Below are 14,840 nucleotides of genomic sequence, written 5' to 3'. Positions count from 1 at the left end.
AAGGTAGTCGATTCGAAGGGCGAAGCGTGGCCAAGAAGCAAGGTGCCATCGAGATCGAGGGCACTGTCGTCGAGTCTCTTCCGAACGCCATGTTCAAGGTCGAGCTCCAGAACGGCCACCAGGTCCTGGCACACATCAGCGGCAAGATGCGTATGCACTACATCCGCATCCTCCCTGACGACCGGGTCGTGGTGGAGCTGTCTCCGTACGACCTGACGCGTGGCCGGATCGTCTACCGCTACAAGTAGATCCCTCTGACTCGGAGAACCTCGATCCCATGAAGGTCAAGCCGAGCGTCAAGAAGATCTGCGACAAGTGCAGGGTGATCCGCCGTCACGGCCGGGTCATGGTCATCTGCGAGAACCCGCGCCACAAGCAGCGCCAGGGCTGACGTAACGACCTCCCTCTGCGGTTTCGCAGGGCTTCGCGCGACGCGAGCTGAATATGTTCATACGCAGGATCCAGACGGGCGGCAGCCCGGCTGACACCCCCGGTTCGGAGGCCGGGGACCCGGTTCGTACCTGATACGGCGGCCGGGAACCGATTCTGTGGAAGACCTCCGAAGACCACCAGGAGCCATTGAATGGCACGCGTTTCCGGTGTTGACATCCCGCGCGAAAAGCGCGTGGAGGTCGCCCTCACCTACGTGTTCGGCATCGGCCGGACGCTCTCTCAGCAGACGCTGGCAGAGACGGGCATCGACCCGAACACCCGTGTTCGTGACCTGAGCGAAGAGCAGCTCGTCGCGATCCGCGAATACGTGGACAACAACATCAAGACCGAGGGTGACCTCCGTCGCGAGATCCAGGCCGACATCCGCCGCAAGGTCGAGATCGGCTGCTACCAGGGTCTCCGTCACCGTCGTGGTCTGCCCGTCCGCGGTCAGCGCACCAGCACCAACGCCCGCACCCGCAAGGGCCCGCGTCGCGCCATCGCCGGCAAGAAGAAGCCGGGCAAGAAGTAGTCCTCGCAGCGGTCCCACCAGCTGCCGTAGGACCGACCACCTCCCGTAGGAGATTTCTACATGCCCCCCAAGGGTCGTCAGGGCGCTGCCAAGAAGGTGCGCCGCAAGGAAAAGAAGAACGTCGCTCACGGCCACGCGCACATCAAGAGCACGTTCAACAACACGATCGTCTCCATCACGGACCCGTCCGGCAACGTGATCTCCTGGGCCTCCGCCGGCCACGTCGGCTTCAAGGGCTCCCGGAAGTCCACGCCGTTCGCCGCGCAGATGGCCGCCGAGTCGGCTGCCCGCCGCGCCCAGGAGCACGGCATGCGCAAGGTCGACGTGTTCGTCAAGGGCCCGGGTTCCGGTCGTGAGACCGCCATCCGCTCCCTGCAGGCCACGGGCCTCGAGGTCGGCTCCATCCAGGACGTCACCCCGACCCCGCACAACGGCTGCCGTCCGCCTAAGCGTCGTCGCGTCTGACGCGAGGGCTCACGGTCGGTTCGGCTTCCGGCTGGGGGTGTGGGGGTTATCCCCCACATGTCGCAGTACGGCTGCCGTCCGCCGAAGCGTCGTCGCGTCTGACGTACGGCTGCTTCGCGCAGGCTTGGTTTCGGGCGGTACGGCTCTACAAGGGTCGTATCGCCCGTACCCTTGCAGTACCCGTCCCTTTTACCGGGGGCGGTTTCCGTCGGGCGTCAAATAGCGGGCGTCCACGAAAGAAGGATCTGATCCACACATGCTGATCGCTCAGCGTCCCTCGTTGACCGAAGAGGTCGTCGACGAGTTCCGCTCCCGGTTCGTGATCGAGCCGCTGGAGCCGGGCTTCGGCTACACCCTCGGCAACTCCCTCCGCCGCACCCTCCTGTCGTCGATCCCCGGTGCCGCTGTCACCAGCATCCGCATCGACGGCGTCCTGCACGAGTTCACCACCGTGCCGGGCGTCAAGGAGGACGTCACCGACCTGATCCTCAACATCAAGCAGCTGGTCGTCTCCTCGGAGCACGACGAGCCGGTCGTGATGTACCTGCGCAAGCAGGGCCCGGGTCTGGTCACCGCCGCCGACATCGCGCCCCCGGCCGGTGTCGAGGTGCACAACCCCGACCTGGTCCTCGCCACGCTCAACGGCAAGGGCAAGCTGGAGATGGAGCTCACGGTCGAGCGTGGCCGCGGTTATGTCTCCGCCGTGCAGAACAAGCAGGTGGGCCAGGAGATCGGCCGTATCCCGGTCGACTCCATCTACAGCCCGGTGCTGAAGGTCACGTACAAGGTCGAGGCCACGCGTGTCGAGCAGCGCACCGACTTCGACAAGCTGATCGTCGACGTCGAGACCAAGCAGGCGATGCGTCCCCGTGACGCCATGGCCTCCGCCGGTAAGACCCTGGTCGAACTGTTCGGTCTCGCCCGCGAGCTGAACATCGACGCCGAGGGCATCGACATGGGCCCGTCCCCGACGGACGCCGCCCTTGCCGCCGATCTGGCGCTGCCGATCGAGGAGCTGGAGCTCACCGTTCGGTCGTACAACTGCCTCAAGCGCGAGGGCATCCACTCCGTGGGTGAGCTCGTGGCGCGTTCCGAGGCCGACCTCCTGGACATCCGCAACTTCGGTGCGAAGTCCATCGACGAGGTCAAGGCGAAGCTGGCCGGCATGGGCCTGGCCCTGAAGGACAGCCCGCCCGGATTCGACCCGACCGCCGCCGCCGACGCCTTCGGCGCCGACGACGACGCGGACGCGGGTTTCGTGGAGACCGAGCAGTACTGAGCAGCACTGAACAGTGCTGAGCAGTATCTGATCGGTTGATGCCGGTGAGCGTCCGCTCATCGGGTTCCTGACCCCGGTACCTGATACGGCCGGGGCAGACACACAGGAGAAGAACAATGCCGAAGCCCACCAAGGGTGCCCGTCTGGGCGGCAGCGCCGCGCACGAGAAGCTGCTCCTCGCGAACCTCGCGAAGTCGCTGTTCGAGCACGGCCGTATCACCACCACCGAGGCGAAGGCCCGCCGCCTGCGCCCGTACGCCGAGCGTCTGGTCACCAAGGCGAAGAAGGGCGACCTTCACAACCGCCGCCAGGTGCTGCAGGTCATCACGGACAAGAGCGTCGTCCACACGCTCTTCACCGAGATCGGCCCGCGCTACGAGAACCGTCCGGGTGGCTACACCCGCATCACCAAGATCGGTAACCGCCGTGGCGACAACGCGCCCATGGCTGTCATCGAGCTGGTCGAGGCGCTGACGGTTGCGCAGCAGGCCACGGGTGAGGCGGAGGCCGCGACGAAGCGTGCCGCGAAGGACGCCGAGGTTGCTGCGCCGGCTGCCGAGGTCGAGGACGCCAAGGTCGATGTGACCAAGGCCGACGAGGACTCCGCCGAGGAGACCAAGGACGCGTGAGCGTCTGCGGGGTGCTGTTCGGCTCGCGGCTGCGGGTTCGTGGTGGCTTGTCGCGCAGTTCCCCGCGCCCCTGAAAGACAGGGCGTTGCGGGCCCGTTCCTCTTGAGGAGCGGGCCCGCTTTCGTGTTCCTGAAAGGATCTCTGGGTGAGTGATGAAGTAGAGCCTGGTTATCGGCGTGTTCGTCTTGATCTGTCCTATGACGGGAGCGAGTTCTCCGGGTGGGCCAGGCAGGCCGGGGGGCGGCGGACCGTGCAGGGGGAGATCGAGGACGCTCTGCGGACCGTCACGCGGTCGGGGGACGTCTCGTACGAGCTGACCGTGGCCGGGCGGACCGATGCCGGGGTGCATGCGCGGGGGCAGGTGGCGCATGTGGATCTGCCGGAGGCGGTCTGGCGTGAGCATCACGAGAAGCTGCTGAAGCGGCTCGCCGGGCGGCTGCCGCGGGATGTGCGGGTGTGGGCGCTCAGGGAGGCGCCCCGGGGCTTCAACGCCCGTTTCTCGGCCGTCTGGCGGCGCTATGCGTACCGGGTGACGGACAACCCAGGGGGAGTGGACCCGCTGCTGCGCAACCATGTGCTGTGGCACGACTGGGCGCTCGACGTCGACGCCATGAACGAGGCGGCCCGGGGGCTGCTGGGGGAGCACGACTTCGCCGCCTACTGCAAGCGGCGGGAGGGGGCCACCACCATCCGCACGCTGCAGGAGCTGAGCCTGGAGCGGGGGGCGGACGGGATCATCACGGCCACCGTGCGGGCCGACGCCTTCTGCCACAACATGGTGCGCTCGCTGATCGGGGCGCTGCTGTTCGTGGGGGACGGGCACCGCGGGCCGGACTGGCCGGCCAAGGTGCTGGCCGCCGGCGTACGGGACTCGGCGGTGCACGTCGTACGGCCGCACGGGCTGACGCTGGAGGAAGTCGGGTATCCGGCGGACGAGTTGCTGGCCGCGCGCAGCAAGGAGGCGCGCAACAAGCGGTCGTTGCCGGGGTGCGGCGGGTGCTGAGGCTCGTGTTCACTGCTTGACAGTGAAGTACTGCCAGGCGCCCCACGTGCTGGGGTTGGTGGTGTCCCTGCTGCTGTGGACGTACTCCGCTGCGATGCGGAACTTGCTTCCCACGGAGTTGGTCAGGGACATCTTGTAGCGGCCGGTGCTGACGGAACTCAGGGCCGCGCAGGGCGTGGTGGTCTGCGTGTGCCAGGCGCCGCTGTAGTAGCGCTGCACACGGAAGAGGATGCACTGGCCGGCCTTGTTGGGTGTGACGGTGACGTCCAGTTGCTCCTTGGCGGTGTGGTGGTACACCCGGTAGAGGGTGCTGCCGTAGTGCGTGCTCGTGTAGTAGCCGGAGAGCGTCTCCGAGACCCGCACCTGGGTCTGCGCGGTTCGGGCGACGGTCTTCGGGGCGTACCGGTAGTCGCCTGCGAACACCGCGCTGAACGTGGTGTTGCGGGTGAGCTTGTACGACCCGGCCAGGTTGCCGTTGCTGTCCACCGTCCCCGACTTCACCAGGACCGACGTGCCGCCGAAGGGCTGGGCGTAGATCGCCACCGTGCGCTTGTTGTACGTCGTACCGAGGTGTGTGGTGATCTTCGCGGTCTGGCCGTACGCGTACGTCGCGTGGTCGGTCGCGATGGTCAGGGACGTCGCGGTCCGGGAGACCTGGACGGTGGCGCTGGTGCTGCCCGCCTTGTGCGAGACGTCGCCGCCGTAGGTCACCTTGTAGGTGTTGGCGCCGCCGATCTGCGGGGTGTCCGAGAAGGTGAACGAACCGTCCGCGGCGACCTTGGCGTCGGCGAGTGCGGTGCCGGAGGTGTGGCCGAGGTCGGCCTTCGTGACCTTGACGACCCCTCCGGCGGCGAAGGGCGCTCCGGAGAGCGTGCCGGACACGGTCAGCTTCTGCGCGCGGGTGGACGTGGCCGGGGCCGTCATGGTGACCGTGGTGGCCAGCTTCGACGCCTGGACGAGGCTCGTCGTGCTCGCCGGGTCGTGGGTCGCGTCCCCGGCGTAGCTCGCGGCGTAGGTGTAGGTGCCCTCGGCCGGTGGGGTGTCGGTGAAGGTGAGGGAGCCGTCCGCTTTCGTCGTCACGTCCGGGAGCGCCGTCCCGTTCCGGGTGATGTGCACCGGCTGCCCCGCGGGCAGCGACACAGTCGAGGTCAGGGTGCCGGTGACGGTCAGCGGTCGGCCGGGGACGGTCGCGCTCGGGGCGGTGAGGTGGAGCGAGGTGGCCGCCGCCGGCCCCTGGGCGATGACCGGACCGCTGACCGTCTGCACGTCGGCACTGGCGGCCGTGGCGCCGGAGAAGGCGAGGAGCGCGGTGGACGTCAGCGTCGGCGTCGTGTCCGACACCTGTGTCCCGTCGACCCAGACGTACAGATGACCGGCGGCCACCTGGACGTCGACCTGGTGCGTGCCCTGGCGCAGTGAGGTGCTGAGGCGGACCAGCGACTGGTAGTCGATCGTCGGGGAGCCGGCCGAACTGCGACCGACGCCGACGAAGTTCTGGGCCTTGAGGGTGTCGTTCCAGGCGGTGGCGAGCGCGACCACCGTACCCGGTCGTCCCGCGACGCCGAGGCTGTCGCCGGCGCCGCCGAGTGCCGAGGCGGAGTTCTGGGCCGGGTCCAGCAGAGCGAGCGTCATGCCCTTCCCGCCGGTGCCGGGGCCGAACTTCGTGGTGAAGGTGGCCCGCAGTCCGTCGGTGCGCAACGGCTTGGTGTACACCGCCGTGCCCGCCAGATTGCTTGCGGCCGGGGTCAGCTGGACACCGCCGCCCTCGGCCTGCACCGCCGAGCCGTTGGTCTGCCACTGCCCGTCGCCGGTCGAGGTGGTCGTCGCCGTTCCGGTACCGGTGCCCTTGATCTGCACGTACATGGCGCCCTGGCTGTTGCCGTTGGCATCGGTCCCGGTGCCGGTGACCTCGTAGGAGGCGCTCAGATCCGCGGCTGACCGCGGAGTGAACGTCACGCTCTGCACCGCGGACTGCTCAGGACCGATGACCAGGCCCTCCGAGAGCTGTACCGGGCTGTTGAAGTCGCCCGTCGGCGCCTTGGCCTTGGTCACTGTCACCGGGATGTTGCCGGTGTTGGTGATGGTGAACGACAGCGACTTCGAGCTGCCGATCGGGACCTTGCCGAAGTCCAGCGAGCTCGTGGAGAACTCGAGGTGTCCCTGTCCCGTGATGGCCGTCCCGCTGACCGGCACGCTCAGCGTGTGCGGGGCGCCGCCGCTGCTGCTGACCACGAGTGCGTCGCTGTCGTTCTGCTCGCCGACTGGCGTATAGGTGACCGAGAGCACGAAGGACCCACCGGCCGGTACGACCGTCCCCGCGCTCGGCAGTCCGGAGGTGGAGAAGGCGCCGCCGGGGGAGTCGACCGCGTTGATGGTCTCCGGCTGGGTGCCGGTGTTGGTCACCTGGAGGTTCAGCGTCGAGGTGCTGCCGGTGGGCACGTCCCCGAAGTCCAGGGCGGCTGGTGCCGCTCCCAGGCCGGGCCTGGTGCCGACGCCGTGGAGCGCGAAGACCAGCTTCTGGCCGTCCGAGAGGTTCGCGGTCAGCGTGCCGTTGATGCCGCCGGTGGTGGTGGGGGCGAAGCTGATCGGCACGTCCAGGGTGGCGTTGGCCGCCAGTGCCGTGGGCTGCGCGGGGGTCGGGACGACGGACGGGTCCACCGAGAACCCGCTGGAGGCGGTGAGGCCGGTGACGCTGACGTCCTGCGTGGCCGTCAGCGTCATCCGGGCCGAACCGGTGGCGCCAACGCCGACCTGGCCGAAGTCCAGCGAGGTCGCGGTCAGCGCGGTCCTGGCCGGGCTGCCGAAGCCGTAGAGCACACCGTCCCGGGTGCCGACGTAGACCTTGCCGCCCTCGGCGGTCGGCGTGCTGAACTTCGTCGCGGTGCCGATCGGCGCGGACCACAGCAGTTGGAGCAGTCCATTGCCGTCGGGGGTGGGGCTGTAGGCGCGCAGGGTGCCGTTGGCGCCGGTGGCGTTGCTCGCGGACGTCATCCACACCAGTGCGCTGGACTCGTCGGTGCCGTTGGACGTGACCAGGGGAGAGCCGCTGGTGTAGCCGAAGGTGTCCTGGCTTTGGCCGGTGAGGGTGAGCGTCGGCGTACCGCCGTTGCGCACGCCGTACTTGAGGGCGCGCAGCGGCCCCTGGTTGCCGACGACGTAGACATAGCCGCCGTCGCCGCCCCAGAACGCGGGATGCCCCCACATGCCCTGATAGGGCCCGGACACGCTCACCGCGGCGTCGCCGCCCTGGGGTCCCTGGCCCATGCCCCCGAGGTTGTCGCGGTCGAGCAGGAACACCCGCCCGTCCTTGCCCTGCTGGACCAGCAGGTGCGGGTGTTCGCTGGTGCCGAAGCCGTCCGGCAGCGCCATCGGGGCGCCCGAGGAGATGTCCTGGTCGTTGAGGTCCAGGGTGGCGGCGTTGCTGGGGCTGAAGAAGTCGGCCGTGCTGAGGCTGTTGTCCGCGCCGACCTGGAGGCGTACGACGGACTCGGCCAGTGTTCCCTGGACGGTCTTGCCCGGGCCGGGCGCCGGGCTGATGCCGTTGCCGGTGCTGAAGAAGATCCGGCCGGAGCCGTCCGAGACCAGTCCGCCGCCCGCCTGCCAGATGCCGGCGCCGCCGGTGCCGACCCCGGTCGTGGTGGCCCACATCGAGGTGATGCTGTGCTTGGTGGTGCTCACCCCGACGACGTAGCCGCGGTAGGGCCAGGCGTCGCAGTGGGCACCGAAGCCCGCGTAGACGACGCCGTCCATCAGCAGCAGGCCGGGGCGCTGCTGCTGGTAGTAGGCGTCGAAGGGGGTGCTCGGGTCGTTGACGGGGCTTCCGGCGATGGTGACGGGCCACCCCGGGCGCTCGGCGCCGGAGGCCGGGTCCACCGCGTGCATCAGCCAGGTCGGGTGGCGGTGCGTGGAGGTGCCGTCGTCGATCTTGGTGGTGAAGTAGAGGGCGTTGGTGGACGGGTCGTAAACGGGGGTCGCGGTCGCCCCGATGTTGGGCACCAGGTCACCGCAGCCGATCGCCGAGGCAGGCCAGGACGGTCCGTAGTTCTTGCTCCACTTGATCGCACCAGTGGTGCGGTCGAGGCCGTACAGGGTGTTGCTCTCGGTGACCGCGATCACCTGGTCACCGAGCACCAGCGGCTGGGCGTAGATCTGACCGTCGAGCTGGGTGGCAAAGAGCCGGCCGAAGGCGGACGACTGGACGACCGCCGGGGAGAGCGAGGATTCGTGCTGGTCCCAGTTGGTGCGCAGGTTGTCGACGCCCTGGGTGTTCTGGTCGGCCTGGGCCGACGAAGCCACCAGGCTGATCATCGTGCCGATCAGCGCGGCGATGGCCGCGGCCACGACGGACATCAACCACGTATGCCGCCGGTTGCGATGACGGCCACCGCGTGCGGGCATGGAAAACCCGGGCAAATCGGAACCCCCCTCGGGTTCGCACCCGGAGCGGTCACGGGCACGGCACAAACGTGAAGACTAAGCGGTTGTTCCTATCATCAATTGAGGTTTTTGGGCACTATGGGGCGCGTTTCGCTTCGGCATCGTCAGCGGGAATGGCGTGTTCTCAGCCCGTGCCGACGAGCGTGCCCTTCACGAACTTCGTGTTGCCGGAGCCGCTCTGCCACGGGGACGTGACGCCCTGAAGGTGGCCCGAGTTCACCACGACATAGGCCGAGTAGTCGGCGCGCACGCCGTACTGAGGGCTCACGACTCCCGCTCCGTCGTCGTCCTTGCCCGTGAGGACGACCAGGCCGTCGGCGATGACCTTGCACAGGGAACTCGCCACCCCCAGCCCCGCGTACCCGCCGCCACCGGACCCGGCGTTCTTGCCGTCCCGGGTGAGTTGCACGGCGGACAGCAGGAGGACGCCGGTGGTGTCCGTCGCGTGGACGTACATGCCGTGCCAGCCGTTCCGGTCGGTGGAACAGGCGACCATCTTGATCACACCGGGCACGGACTCGATGTCGAACCCGTGCTTCGAGGACCACTCCGCACGGCAGCTGGTGAAGGAGGAGTTGCCCGCGCCCGACATCCACCAGCCGCAGCCGCCGACCCCCAGGACGTACACGTCGTGGAAGACGGAGTCGGTGGAGTTGTTCAGCACGATGCCGTGCGAGCCGGTCCACAGGACGGAGATGCGGTCGTAGTGCAGGCAGAACGGCGCCTGGGGGCCGCCAGTGGCGTCGAAGTTGTACCAGGTGTTGATCCCGACGCCGGTGACCGCACGGACGTGGACGTCGCGCAGTTGCAGATGCTGGATCTGCCCTGTGGCACGGATGCCGTCGATCTCCGCTCCACCGCGTGGCAGGTCGGAGCCGTCGATGGACAGCGAGAAGACGCGCTGCGCGTTGGCCTGGATCGAGTAACCCCCCAGCTGCTGGTCCAGGATCTCGACGACGGCGTGCCCCGTGAACGAGGGCAGGGGACGCAGGCCGGCCACCGGGTTCTGGGCGCCTGGTTGGGACTCACCGCCGGCGTGCGAACCCTGGAGGGTCACGTACGGGCCGATGCGCAGCGGAGCGCTCGTGCGGTACACCCCTGCGGGGAGCACGGTGACATTGCCCGGCCGGCAGGCGTCCAGTGCCGCCTGGATCGCCGCGGTGTCATCGGTGGTGCCGTCGCCCTTGGCGCCGTGGTCCTTGACGTTCACCCATCCCGCGTCCGCCGCCACGGCGGTGGCGTCGCCCGCCGAGACCGCTGTGGCGGAGACGGCGACGCCGCCCACCGCGAGGGCCGACCTTAGGACGGAGCGTCGTGAGTTCGAACTGGTCATGTGGTTCCCCCTGGGTGGTCGGAGATCGTCGATCTGCACCTCCCATCAGAGGGCAGAACGGTCTGCCCGGGGCGCTGGATGTGAAACCTGTTAGCTATCCCTCATTTCACAGAAGATAACGGACATGGAGTCACTTTCTTCCCATAGGTATCTAGTCAACTCTTACGCCCTTCACATAACTCGGATAATGTTTCGCAACTCGGCCATAGGTTCGACAGGGGTGGCCGAAAAACGGTGGGGGTCAACGGGCCGGTAGGGGCCCATGGGTGGTTTTTCATGAGTTCAGTTGGCCCGGTACGGGCCGGGGGGCGTCGTGCCGCGCGTCAGAGCAGTGGGCGAAGGAAAGCCGGGCGAGGTGTCGAAGCTCCGTTGGGGCTGCTGCCGTTGCCGCCCACGGACAAGGAGAAGTACTCCTACGCCCGAAGGAACCTGTGGATCCTGACGATCTGCTCGTTGATCAGCTTCTGCTGCCTGGTGGTGAGCCAGTTCAAACTGGCCCAGTCCACGCCGGTCCTGTGGATCTACACGCCGCTGCTGGTCTTCACGGTGGTCTACTACCTCGTGTCCCTGCGGGTGAACGGTTTCACCAGGGACTTCGACATCGCCCACCACAAGCAGCTCGTGCACAACTGGCGACCCGAGGTCTACCCCACGGTGGACGTGTTCCTGCCGGTGTGTGGAGAGCCAATCGAGGTCCTGCACAACACCTGGCGGCACGTCCGGCAGATGGCCGACCACTACCCCGGTGTCTGCGTCCCGTTCGTCCTGGACGACGGCGCTGACCCGCAACTGAAGGCGATGGCCCGTGACTTCGGGTTCCGTTATGGCACCCGGGAGAACCGTGGCTGGTTCAAGAAGGCCGGCAACCTGCACTTCGGGTTCGGGCAGTCCGACGGTCAGTACATCCTGATCCTGGACGCCGACTTTACCCCGCGCGCCGACCTGCTCGAAGAGCTGCTGCCGTACATGGAGTCCGACCCGTCCATCGGCATCGTCCAGTCCCCGCAGTACTTCCGCGTGCTCGACTCGCAGAACTGGATCGAGCGCGGTGCGGGCGCCGTGCAGGAGCTGTTCTACCGGTCGGTGCAGGTCTCCCGGCAGGGCAGTGACGGAGCGATCTGCGTCGGCTCCTGTGCCGTGTACCGGCGGGCCGCGCTGGAGACCAACGGCGGCACCACCCTGATCGAGCACTCCGAGGACGTGCACACCGGGTTCGACCTGCGCGGCCTCGGCTGGGACCTGCGCTATGTGCCCGTCGCCGTGTCCACTGGAGTGTGCCCGGACACCGCCGGCGCCTTCTTCAACCAGCAGTACCGCTGGTGTTCCGGCTCGATGAGTCTGCTCGGCAGCAGGAAGTTCTGGGAGCGCAAGATCAAGCTCTCCAGCCGCCTGTGCTACATGTCCGGGTTCTTCTACTACATCCACACGGCGCTGTTCACCTTCGCCGCACCGGTCATCCCGATCGTGCTGCTGGTGATGATGCCGGACAAGCTCAAGGTCGAGCATCTGCTCCTGGTGGTGCCCAGCATCGTCTACACCACGATCGTCTTCCCCATGTGGCACAAGGCGCCCTACCGCCTGGAGGCATGGGCTGCCCGCATGATGTACGGCTGGGCGCACGTCTTCGCCATCTGGGACATCCTGCGCAAGAACCGCATGGGCTGGCAGCCCACCGGCTCCTCCGGCGCCAAGAAGAACAAGACCCGCCGCTTCTGGATCGGCATGTGGGTCTGGAGCGGCGGCACCGCGCTGATCTGGGTCGTGGCGGCGGTCTACCGGACGTTCACGATGGACGCCCCGAACTTTGCCCTGGTCCTGTCCTCCGGAGTCTTCTACGCCCTCGTGGTGGGCCGGGTGCTGGTCCAGCCGCGGGAAAGGGCGGCGGCCTGATGCGCCTCCTCACTCGTACCCGTACCGCCCTGACGGCCGTCGTGCTGGCCGCACTGACCCTCAGCGGATGCTCGCTGCTCGGGGACGACGGGGGCAAGCCGTCGTCGGCCGGGCACGCCAAGGCCGGAGCCGATCCGTCGGGGAGCGCGAACAACGACATTCCCTACGACGTCACACCGCTGCTGAAGCCGGCGAAGAAGTACTACGGTGCGGCTCTCCCGGGAGCGCCGAACTCCCTCAAGCCCGTCGAGGCGTACACCGGGATGACCGGCAAGCAGCCGAACCTCCTCGAGTACTACGCGGCCTGGGGCGACGGCTTCGATGCCAGCGGAGTGCGCGCGGCCTGGAAGGAAGGCGCCCTGACGCTGATGTCCTGGGAGCCCTTCGACACCACCCTCGCCGACATCGCGGCCGGCAAGTCGGACGCGTACCTCAAGAAGTACGCGACCGCGGTCCGCAAGCTGAACCTGCCCGTGGTGATCGACTTCGCCGACGAGTTCAACGGGCACTGGGAGAAGTGGGGTACGAAGTACGTCACCCCCCAGCAGTTCGTGGCGGCCTGGCGGCACATCCACGACACGTTCGCCGACGTCGGAGCCTCGAACGTGATCTGGGCCTGGGCTCCCAACATCATCAACCCGGTCAAGAACGTACAGCTCAAGCCGTACTACCCGGGCGACGCCTATGTGGACTGGGTCGGCTTCGTCGGCTACTGGACGATCGACCAGGACAACGCCTTCAGCAGTGTCTTCGGACCCACCATCGACGAGGTCCGTACCTTCACCAAGAAGCCGATGCTCCTCCTGGAGACCGCGGCGATGGCGGGGGAGCGGCGACGGGCCGACATCCGCAACCTGTTCGCGGGTGTGGAGGCCGATGACAACATGCTCGGCTTCATCTGGTTCAACCAAAAGAAGCGTGCCGACTGGCGGTTGGAGGCGAGCCCGCTGGCACTCAAGGAGTTCAAGCGCCTCGCCGCTGACGACCGTTTCGGCTTCGACGTACGGAAGCCGTGATGACCTCCAAAAACGATCACTATTCGCCCCAGCCGCCCTACGATCCGTACGCCGAGGACGACGCCGGCGGCTGGTTCAACTCCAACGGTGTGCCCCCGAGGCAGTACCAGCAGCAGGAGTACGAAACACGGCAGTTCGTGGACCAGCAGACGTACCAGCCCTACGCCGCCGGCATCCCGGATCAGCCGCAGGCGGGTTATGACGACCAGCCGACGTACGCCCTGCGCACGGTCCAGTACCAGCAGGTTCCGGACGACGAGCCCGCGTACCACATCCCCGAGACGCCGGAGGCCGGCTGGGAGATGGAGGCGAGCCGTCGGCGGGCCTGGGTCAGCCGGGCGGTGCTGCTGTGCATCCTGGCCGTCCAGGCGGCGCTGTCGCTGCGGTTGTCCAACACCGCATTCCAGGACGAGGCGCTGTATCTGGCGGCCGGTCACTCCGAGCTTGCCAACCTGCTCCACGGCACCCCGCTGCCCCGCGACTACGCCGCGTACTTCTCCGGCTCGCCGCAGCTCTACCCGGTACTCGCCGCGATCGTGGACTCGAAGTTCGGGCTTGCGGGGGCGCGGACGCTGAGCCTGTTCTTCATGCTCTGCACCACCGGACTGCTGTACTCCTTCTCCCGGCGGCTGTTCAACGAACGGGCCGCCCTGGCGGGCGCGGCACTCTTCGCGGTGATCCAGTCGACCGTGGTGATGGGTTACTTCGCCACCTACGACGCGTGCGCGGTGTTCCTGCTGGCCCTGACCACCTGGATCGTCGTGCGCACGGCCCGTGCCCCGGTGATCACGGTGCTGCTGGCCGCACCCGTCGCCGTCCTGGCGGTCGGCGTGAAGTATGCGTCCGCGCTGTACCTGCCGACCATCGTCGTGCTGGCGCTGCTCACCGGGTGGCCCTACAAGGGCCGTAAGGCGTTCCTGCGGATGGTCCTGCTCGCCGCCGGTATCGGCGGTCTGCTGGTGGCGGGCATGTACACCACCAACTTGATGGACGGTGTGCGGCAGACCACGACCAACCGTGTGCACGGCACCGACACCACCGAGTTCCTGCTGACGCAGTCCGCCAAGTGGGGCGGGCTGATGTTCCTCGCGGCCGTCGGCGGCGCCGTCTCCTATGTCCGGCGCAGCCGCATGAACGAGTCTCCGCAGGCGCTCAGGCTCGGCGCCCCCGGCTGGCGGTGGCGGGCCCTGCTCGGCATCGTGCTGTGCGGAACGGCGCTGCTGGCGCCGGCGTACCAGGTCTACCTCGGGACCGTGGTGTCGCTGTTCAAGCACGTCGGCTTCGGCCTTCTGTTCGCCGCGCCGATGGCCGGTGTGGGCGTGACCCGCCTGGTGGGGGCGCACTTCCGCTACCCGCAGCTCGGCATCATGCTCTGGACCGCGATGCTGTGCCTGGGCATCCAGCAGGCGGACTGGCGCTTCGACATCTGGCCGAATTCCAGCAAGATGATCAGCGCCATCCAGTCCCATGTGAACTCCAAGGGCACCTACCTGGCCTCGACGCCGGAGGTACCCGTCTACTACCTGCGCGAGAAGTCCACCCACAAGCAGTGGAACAGCCTCTTCGGCATGGAGTACAAGGACAAGAAGGGCAAGTACTACAGCGGCGACCAGGCCTACAAGGAGGCCGTCAAGGACGGCGACTTCGACCTGATCGTGCTCGACGGGCTCACCAACCCGCGGGTTGACCACATCGTCGCCGCCGCCGTGAAGGGCAACGCCCACTACCGACTGCTGGCCGAGATCCCGTTCCGCAACGCGAACGGAACCAGCGAATACCGCATCTGGGTCAAGACGTCATGAACGCCCTCTCCATCGCAGGAAA

General features: G+C 67.7%; 12 protein-coding genes. 10 read left to right on the top strand and 2 right to left on the bottom strand.

Annotation, left to right across the window (positions count from 1 at the left end; all coding sequences use genetic code 11):
• Positions 1–26 precede the first annotated feature (26 nt).
• From infA to truA, 7 genes are all read left to right on the top strand, one after another.
• Positions 27–248: a translation initiation factor IF-1 gene (infA, locus tag ACWCQ1_RS35065; RefSeq protein WP_003948620.1), complete on the top strand. Its 222-nt coding sequence runs from the start codon at positions 27–29 to the stop codon at positions 246–248.
• Positions 249–277: 29 nt separating this feature from the next.
• Positions 278–391 carry a 50S ribosomal protein L36 gene (gene rpmJ / locus ACWCQ1_RS35060; protein WP_003998809.1) on the top strand — a complete coding sequence of 38 codons (114 nt, stop codon included), beginning with the start codon at positions 278–280 and terminating at the stop codon, positions 389–391.
• Between the two features lie 192 nt (positions 392–583).
• On the top strand, positions 584–964 hold the full coding sequence (gene rpsM, locus ACWCQ1_RS35055; protein ID WP_020135802.1) for a 30S ribosomal protein S13: 381 nt from the start codon (positions 584–586) through the stop codon (positions 962–964).
• 60 nt (positions 965–1,024) lie between these two features.
• Positions 1,025–1,429, top strand: a complete 405-nt coding sequence (gene rpsK / locus ACWCQ1_RS35050; RefSeq protein ID WP_003956432.1) for a 30S ribosomal protein S11 — start codon at positions 1,025–1,027, stop codon at positions 1,427–1,429.
• A gap of 256 nt (positions 1,430–1,685) precedes the next feature.
• Positions 1,686–2,708 (top strand): DNA-directed RNA polymerase subunit alpha, encoded by a 1,023-nt coding sequence (locus ACWCQ1_RS35045; RefSeq protein WP_003966937.1) that lies wholly within the window; start codon positions 1,686–1,688, stop codon positions 2,706–2,708.
• A 116-nt stretch (positions 2,709–2,824) separates the two neighbouring features.
• Positions 2,825–3,337, top strand: a complete 513-nt coding sequence (gene rplQ, locus ACWCQ1_RS35040) for a 50S ribosomal protein L17 (RefSeq protein ID WP_451028200.1) — start codon at positions 2,825–2,827, stop codon at positions 3,335–3,337.
• A 145-nt stretch (positions 3,338–3,482) separates the two neighbouring features.
• On the top strand, positions 3,483–4,340 hold the full coding sequence (gene truA / locus ACWCQ1_RS35035; protein WP_451028199.1) for a tRNA pseudouridine(38-40) synthase TruA: 858 nt from the start codon (positions 3,483–3,485) through the stop codon (positions 4,338–4,340).
• A gap of 9 nt (positions 4,341–4,349) precedes the next feature.
• On the opposite strand, the gene ACWCQ1_RS35030 is transcribed toward truA, so the two are convergent.
• Together ACWCQ1_RS35030 and ACWCQ1_RS35025 are read right to left on the bottom strand one after the other, a co-directional pair.
• The gene (locus ACWCQ1_RS35030; RefSeq protein ID WP_451028198.1) at positions 4,350–8,690 is read right to left on the bottom strand and encodes an Ig-like domain-containing protein; all 4,341 of its coding nucleotides are present in this window, start codon (positions 8,688–8,690) and stop codon (positions 4,350–4,352) included.
• Between the two features lie 211 nt (positions 8,691–8,901).
• Positions 8,902–10,110 (bottom strand): right-handed parallel beta-helix repeat-containing protein, encoded by a 1,209-nt coding sequence (locus ACWCQ1_RS35025; protein ID WP_358593192.1) that lies wholly within the window; start codon positions 10,108–10,110, stop codon positions 8,902–8,904.
• A gap of 474 nt (positions 10,111–10,584) precedes the next feature.
• Here ACWCQ1_RS35025 and ACWCQ1_RS35020 point away from each other — a divergent pair, with 474 nt between their 5' ends.
• Genes ACWCQ1_RS35020 through ACWCQ1_RS35010 form a run of 3 tightly spaced genes read left to right on the top strand, consistent with a single transcriptional unit; the run spans position 10,585 to position 14,818 of the window.
• Positions 10,585–12,000, top strand: coding sequence for a glycosyltransferase family 2 protein (locus ACWCQ1_RS35020; protein ID WP_133043527.1), 1,416 nt, complete (start codon positions 10,585–10,587; stop codon positions 11,998–12,000).
• Positions 12,000–13,016, top strand: a complete 1,017-nt coding sequence (locus ACWCQ1_RS35015) for a glycoside hydrolase family 26 protein (RefSeq protein WP_358593193.1) — start codon at positions 12,000–12,002, stop codon at positions 13,014–13,016. The genes ACWCQ1_RS35020 and ACWCQ1_RS35015 overlap by 1 nt, the downstream gene beginning before the upstream one ends.
• On the top strand, positions 13,016–14,818 hold the full coding sequence (locus tag ACWCQ1_RS35010; protein WP_451028197.1) for an ArnT family glycosyltransferase: 1,803 nt from the start codon (positions 13,016–13,018) through the stop codon (positions 14,816–14,818). The genes ACWCQ1_RS35015 and ACWCQ1_RS35010 overlap by 1 nt, the downstream gene beginning before the upstream one ends.
• The last annotated feature ends 22 nt before the right edge of the window (positions 14,819–14,840 follow it).

It is taken from the genome of Streptomyces sp. NPDC002144 (genome assembly GCF_053593695.1).
The sequence above is the reverse complement of the archived record's forward strand: the minus strand, read 5'-3'. Positions and strand labels throughout refer to the sequence as shown.

Coding starts and splice junctions, on each gene's coding strand:
- rpmJ (WP_003998809.1), top strand. CDS start 278: ATGAAGGTCAAGCCGAGCGTCAAGAAGATCTGCGACAAGTGCAGGGTG.
- rpsM (WP_020135802.1), top strand. CDS start 584: ATGGCACGCGTTTCCGGTGTTGACATCCCGCGCGAAAAGCGCGTGGAG.
- rpsK (WP_003956432.1), top strand. CDS start 1,025: ATGCCCCCCAAGGGTCGTCAGGGCGCTGCCAAGAAGGTGCGCCGCAAG.
- ACWCQ1_RS35045 (WP_003966937.1), top strand. CDS start 1,686: ATGCTGATCGCTCAGCGTCCCTCGTTGACCGAAGAGGTCGTCGACGAG.
- rplQ (WP_451028200.1), top strand. CDS start 2,825: ATGCCGAAGCCCACCAAGGGTGCCCGTCTGGGCGGCAGCGCCGCGCAC.
- ACWCQ1_RS35030 (WP_451028198.1), bottom strand. CDS start 8,690: ATGTCCGTCGTGGCCGCGGCCATCGCCGCGCTGATCGGCACGATGATC.
- ACWCQ1_RS35025 (WP_358593192.1), bottom strand. CDS start 10,110: ATGACCAGTTCGAACTCACGACGCTCCGTCCTAAGGTCGGCCCTCGCG.
- ACWCQ1_RS35015 (WP_358593193.1), top strand. CDS start 12,000: ATGCGCCTCCTCACTCGTACCCGTACCGCCCTGACGGCCGTCGTGCTG.
- ACWCQ1_RS35010 (WP_451028197.1), top strand. CDS start 13,016: ATGACCTCCAAAAACGATCACTATTCGCCCCAGCCGCCCTACGATCCG.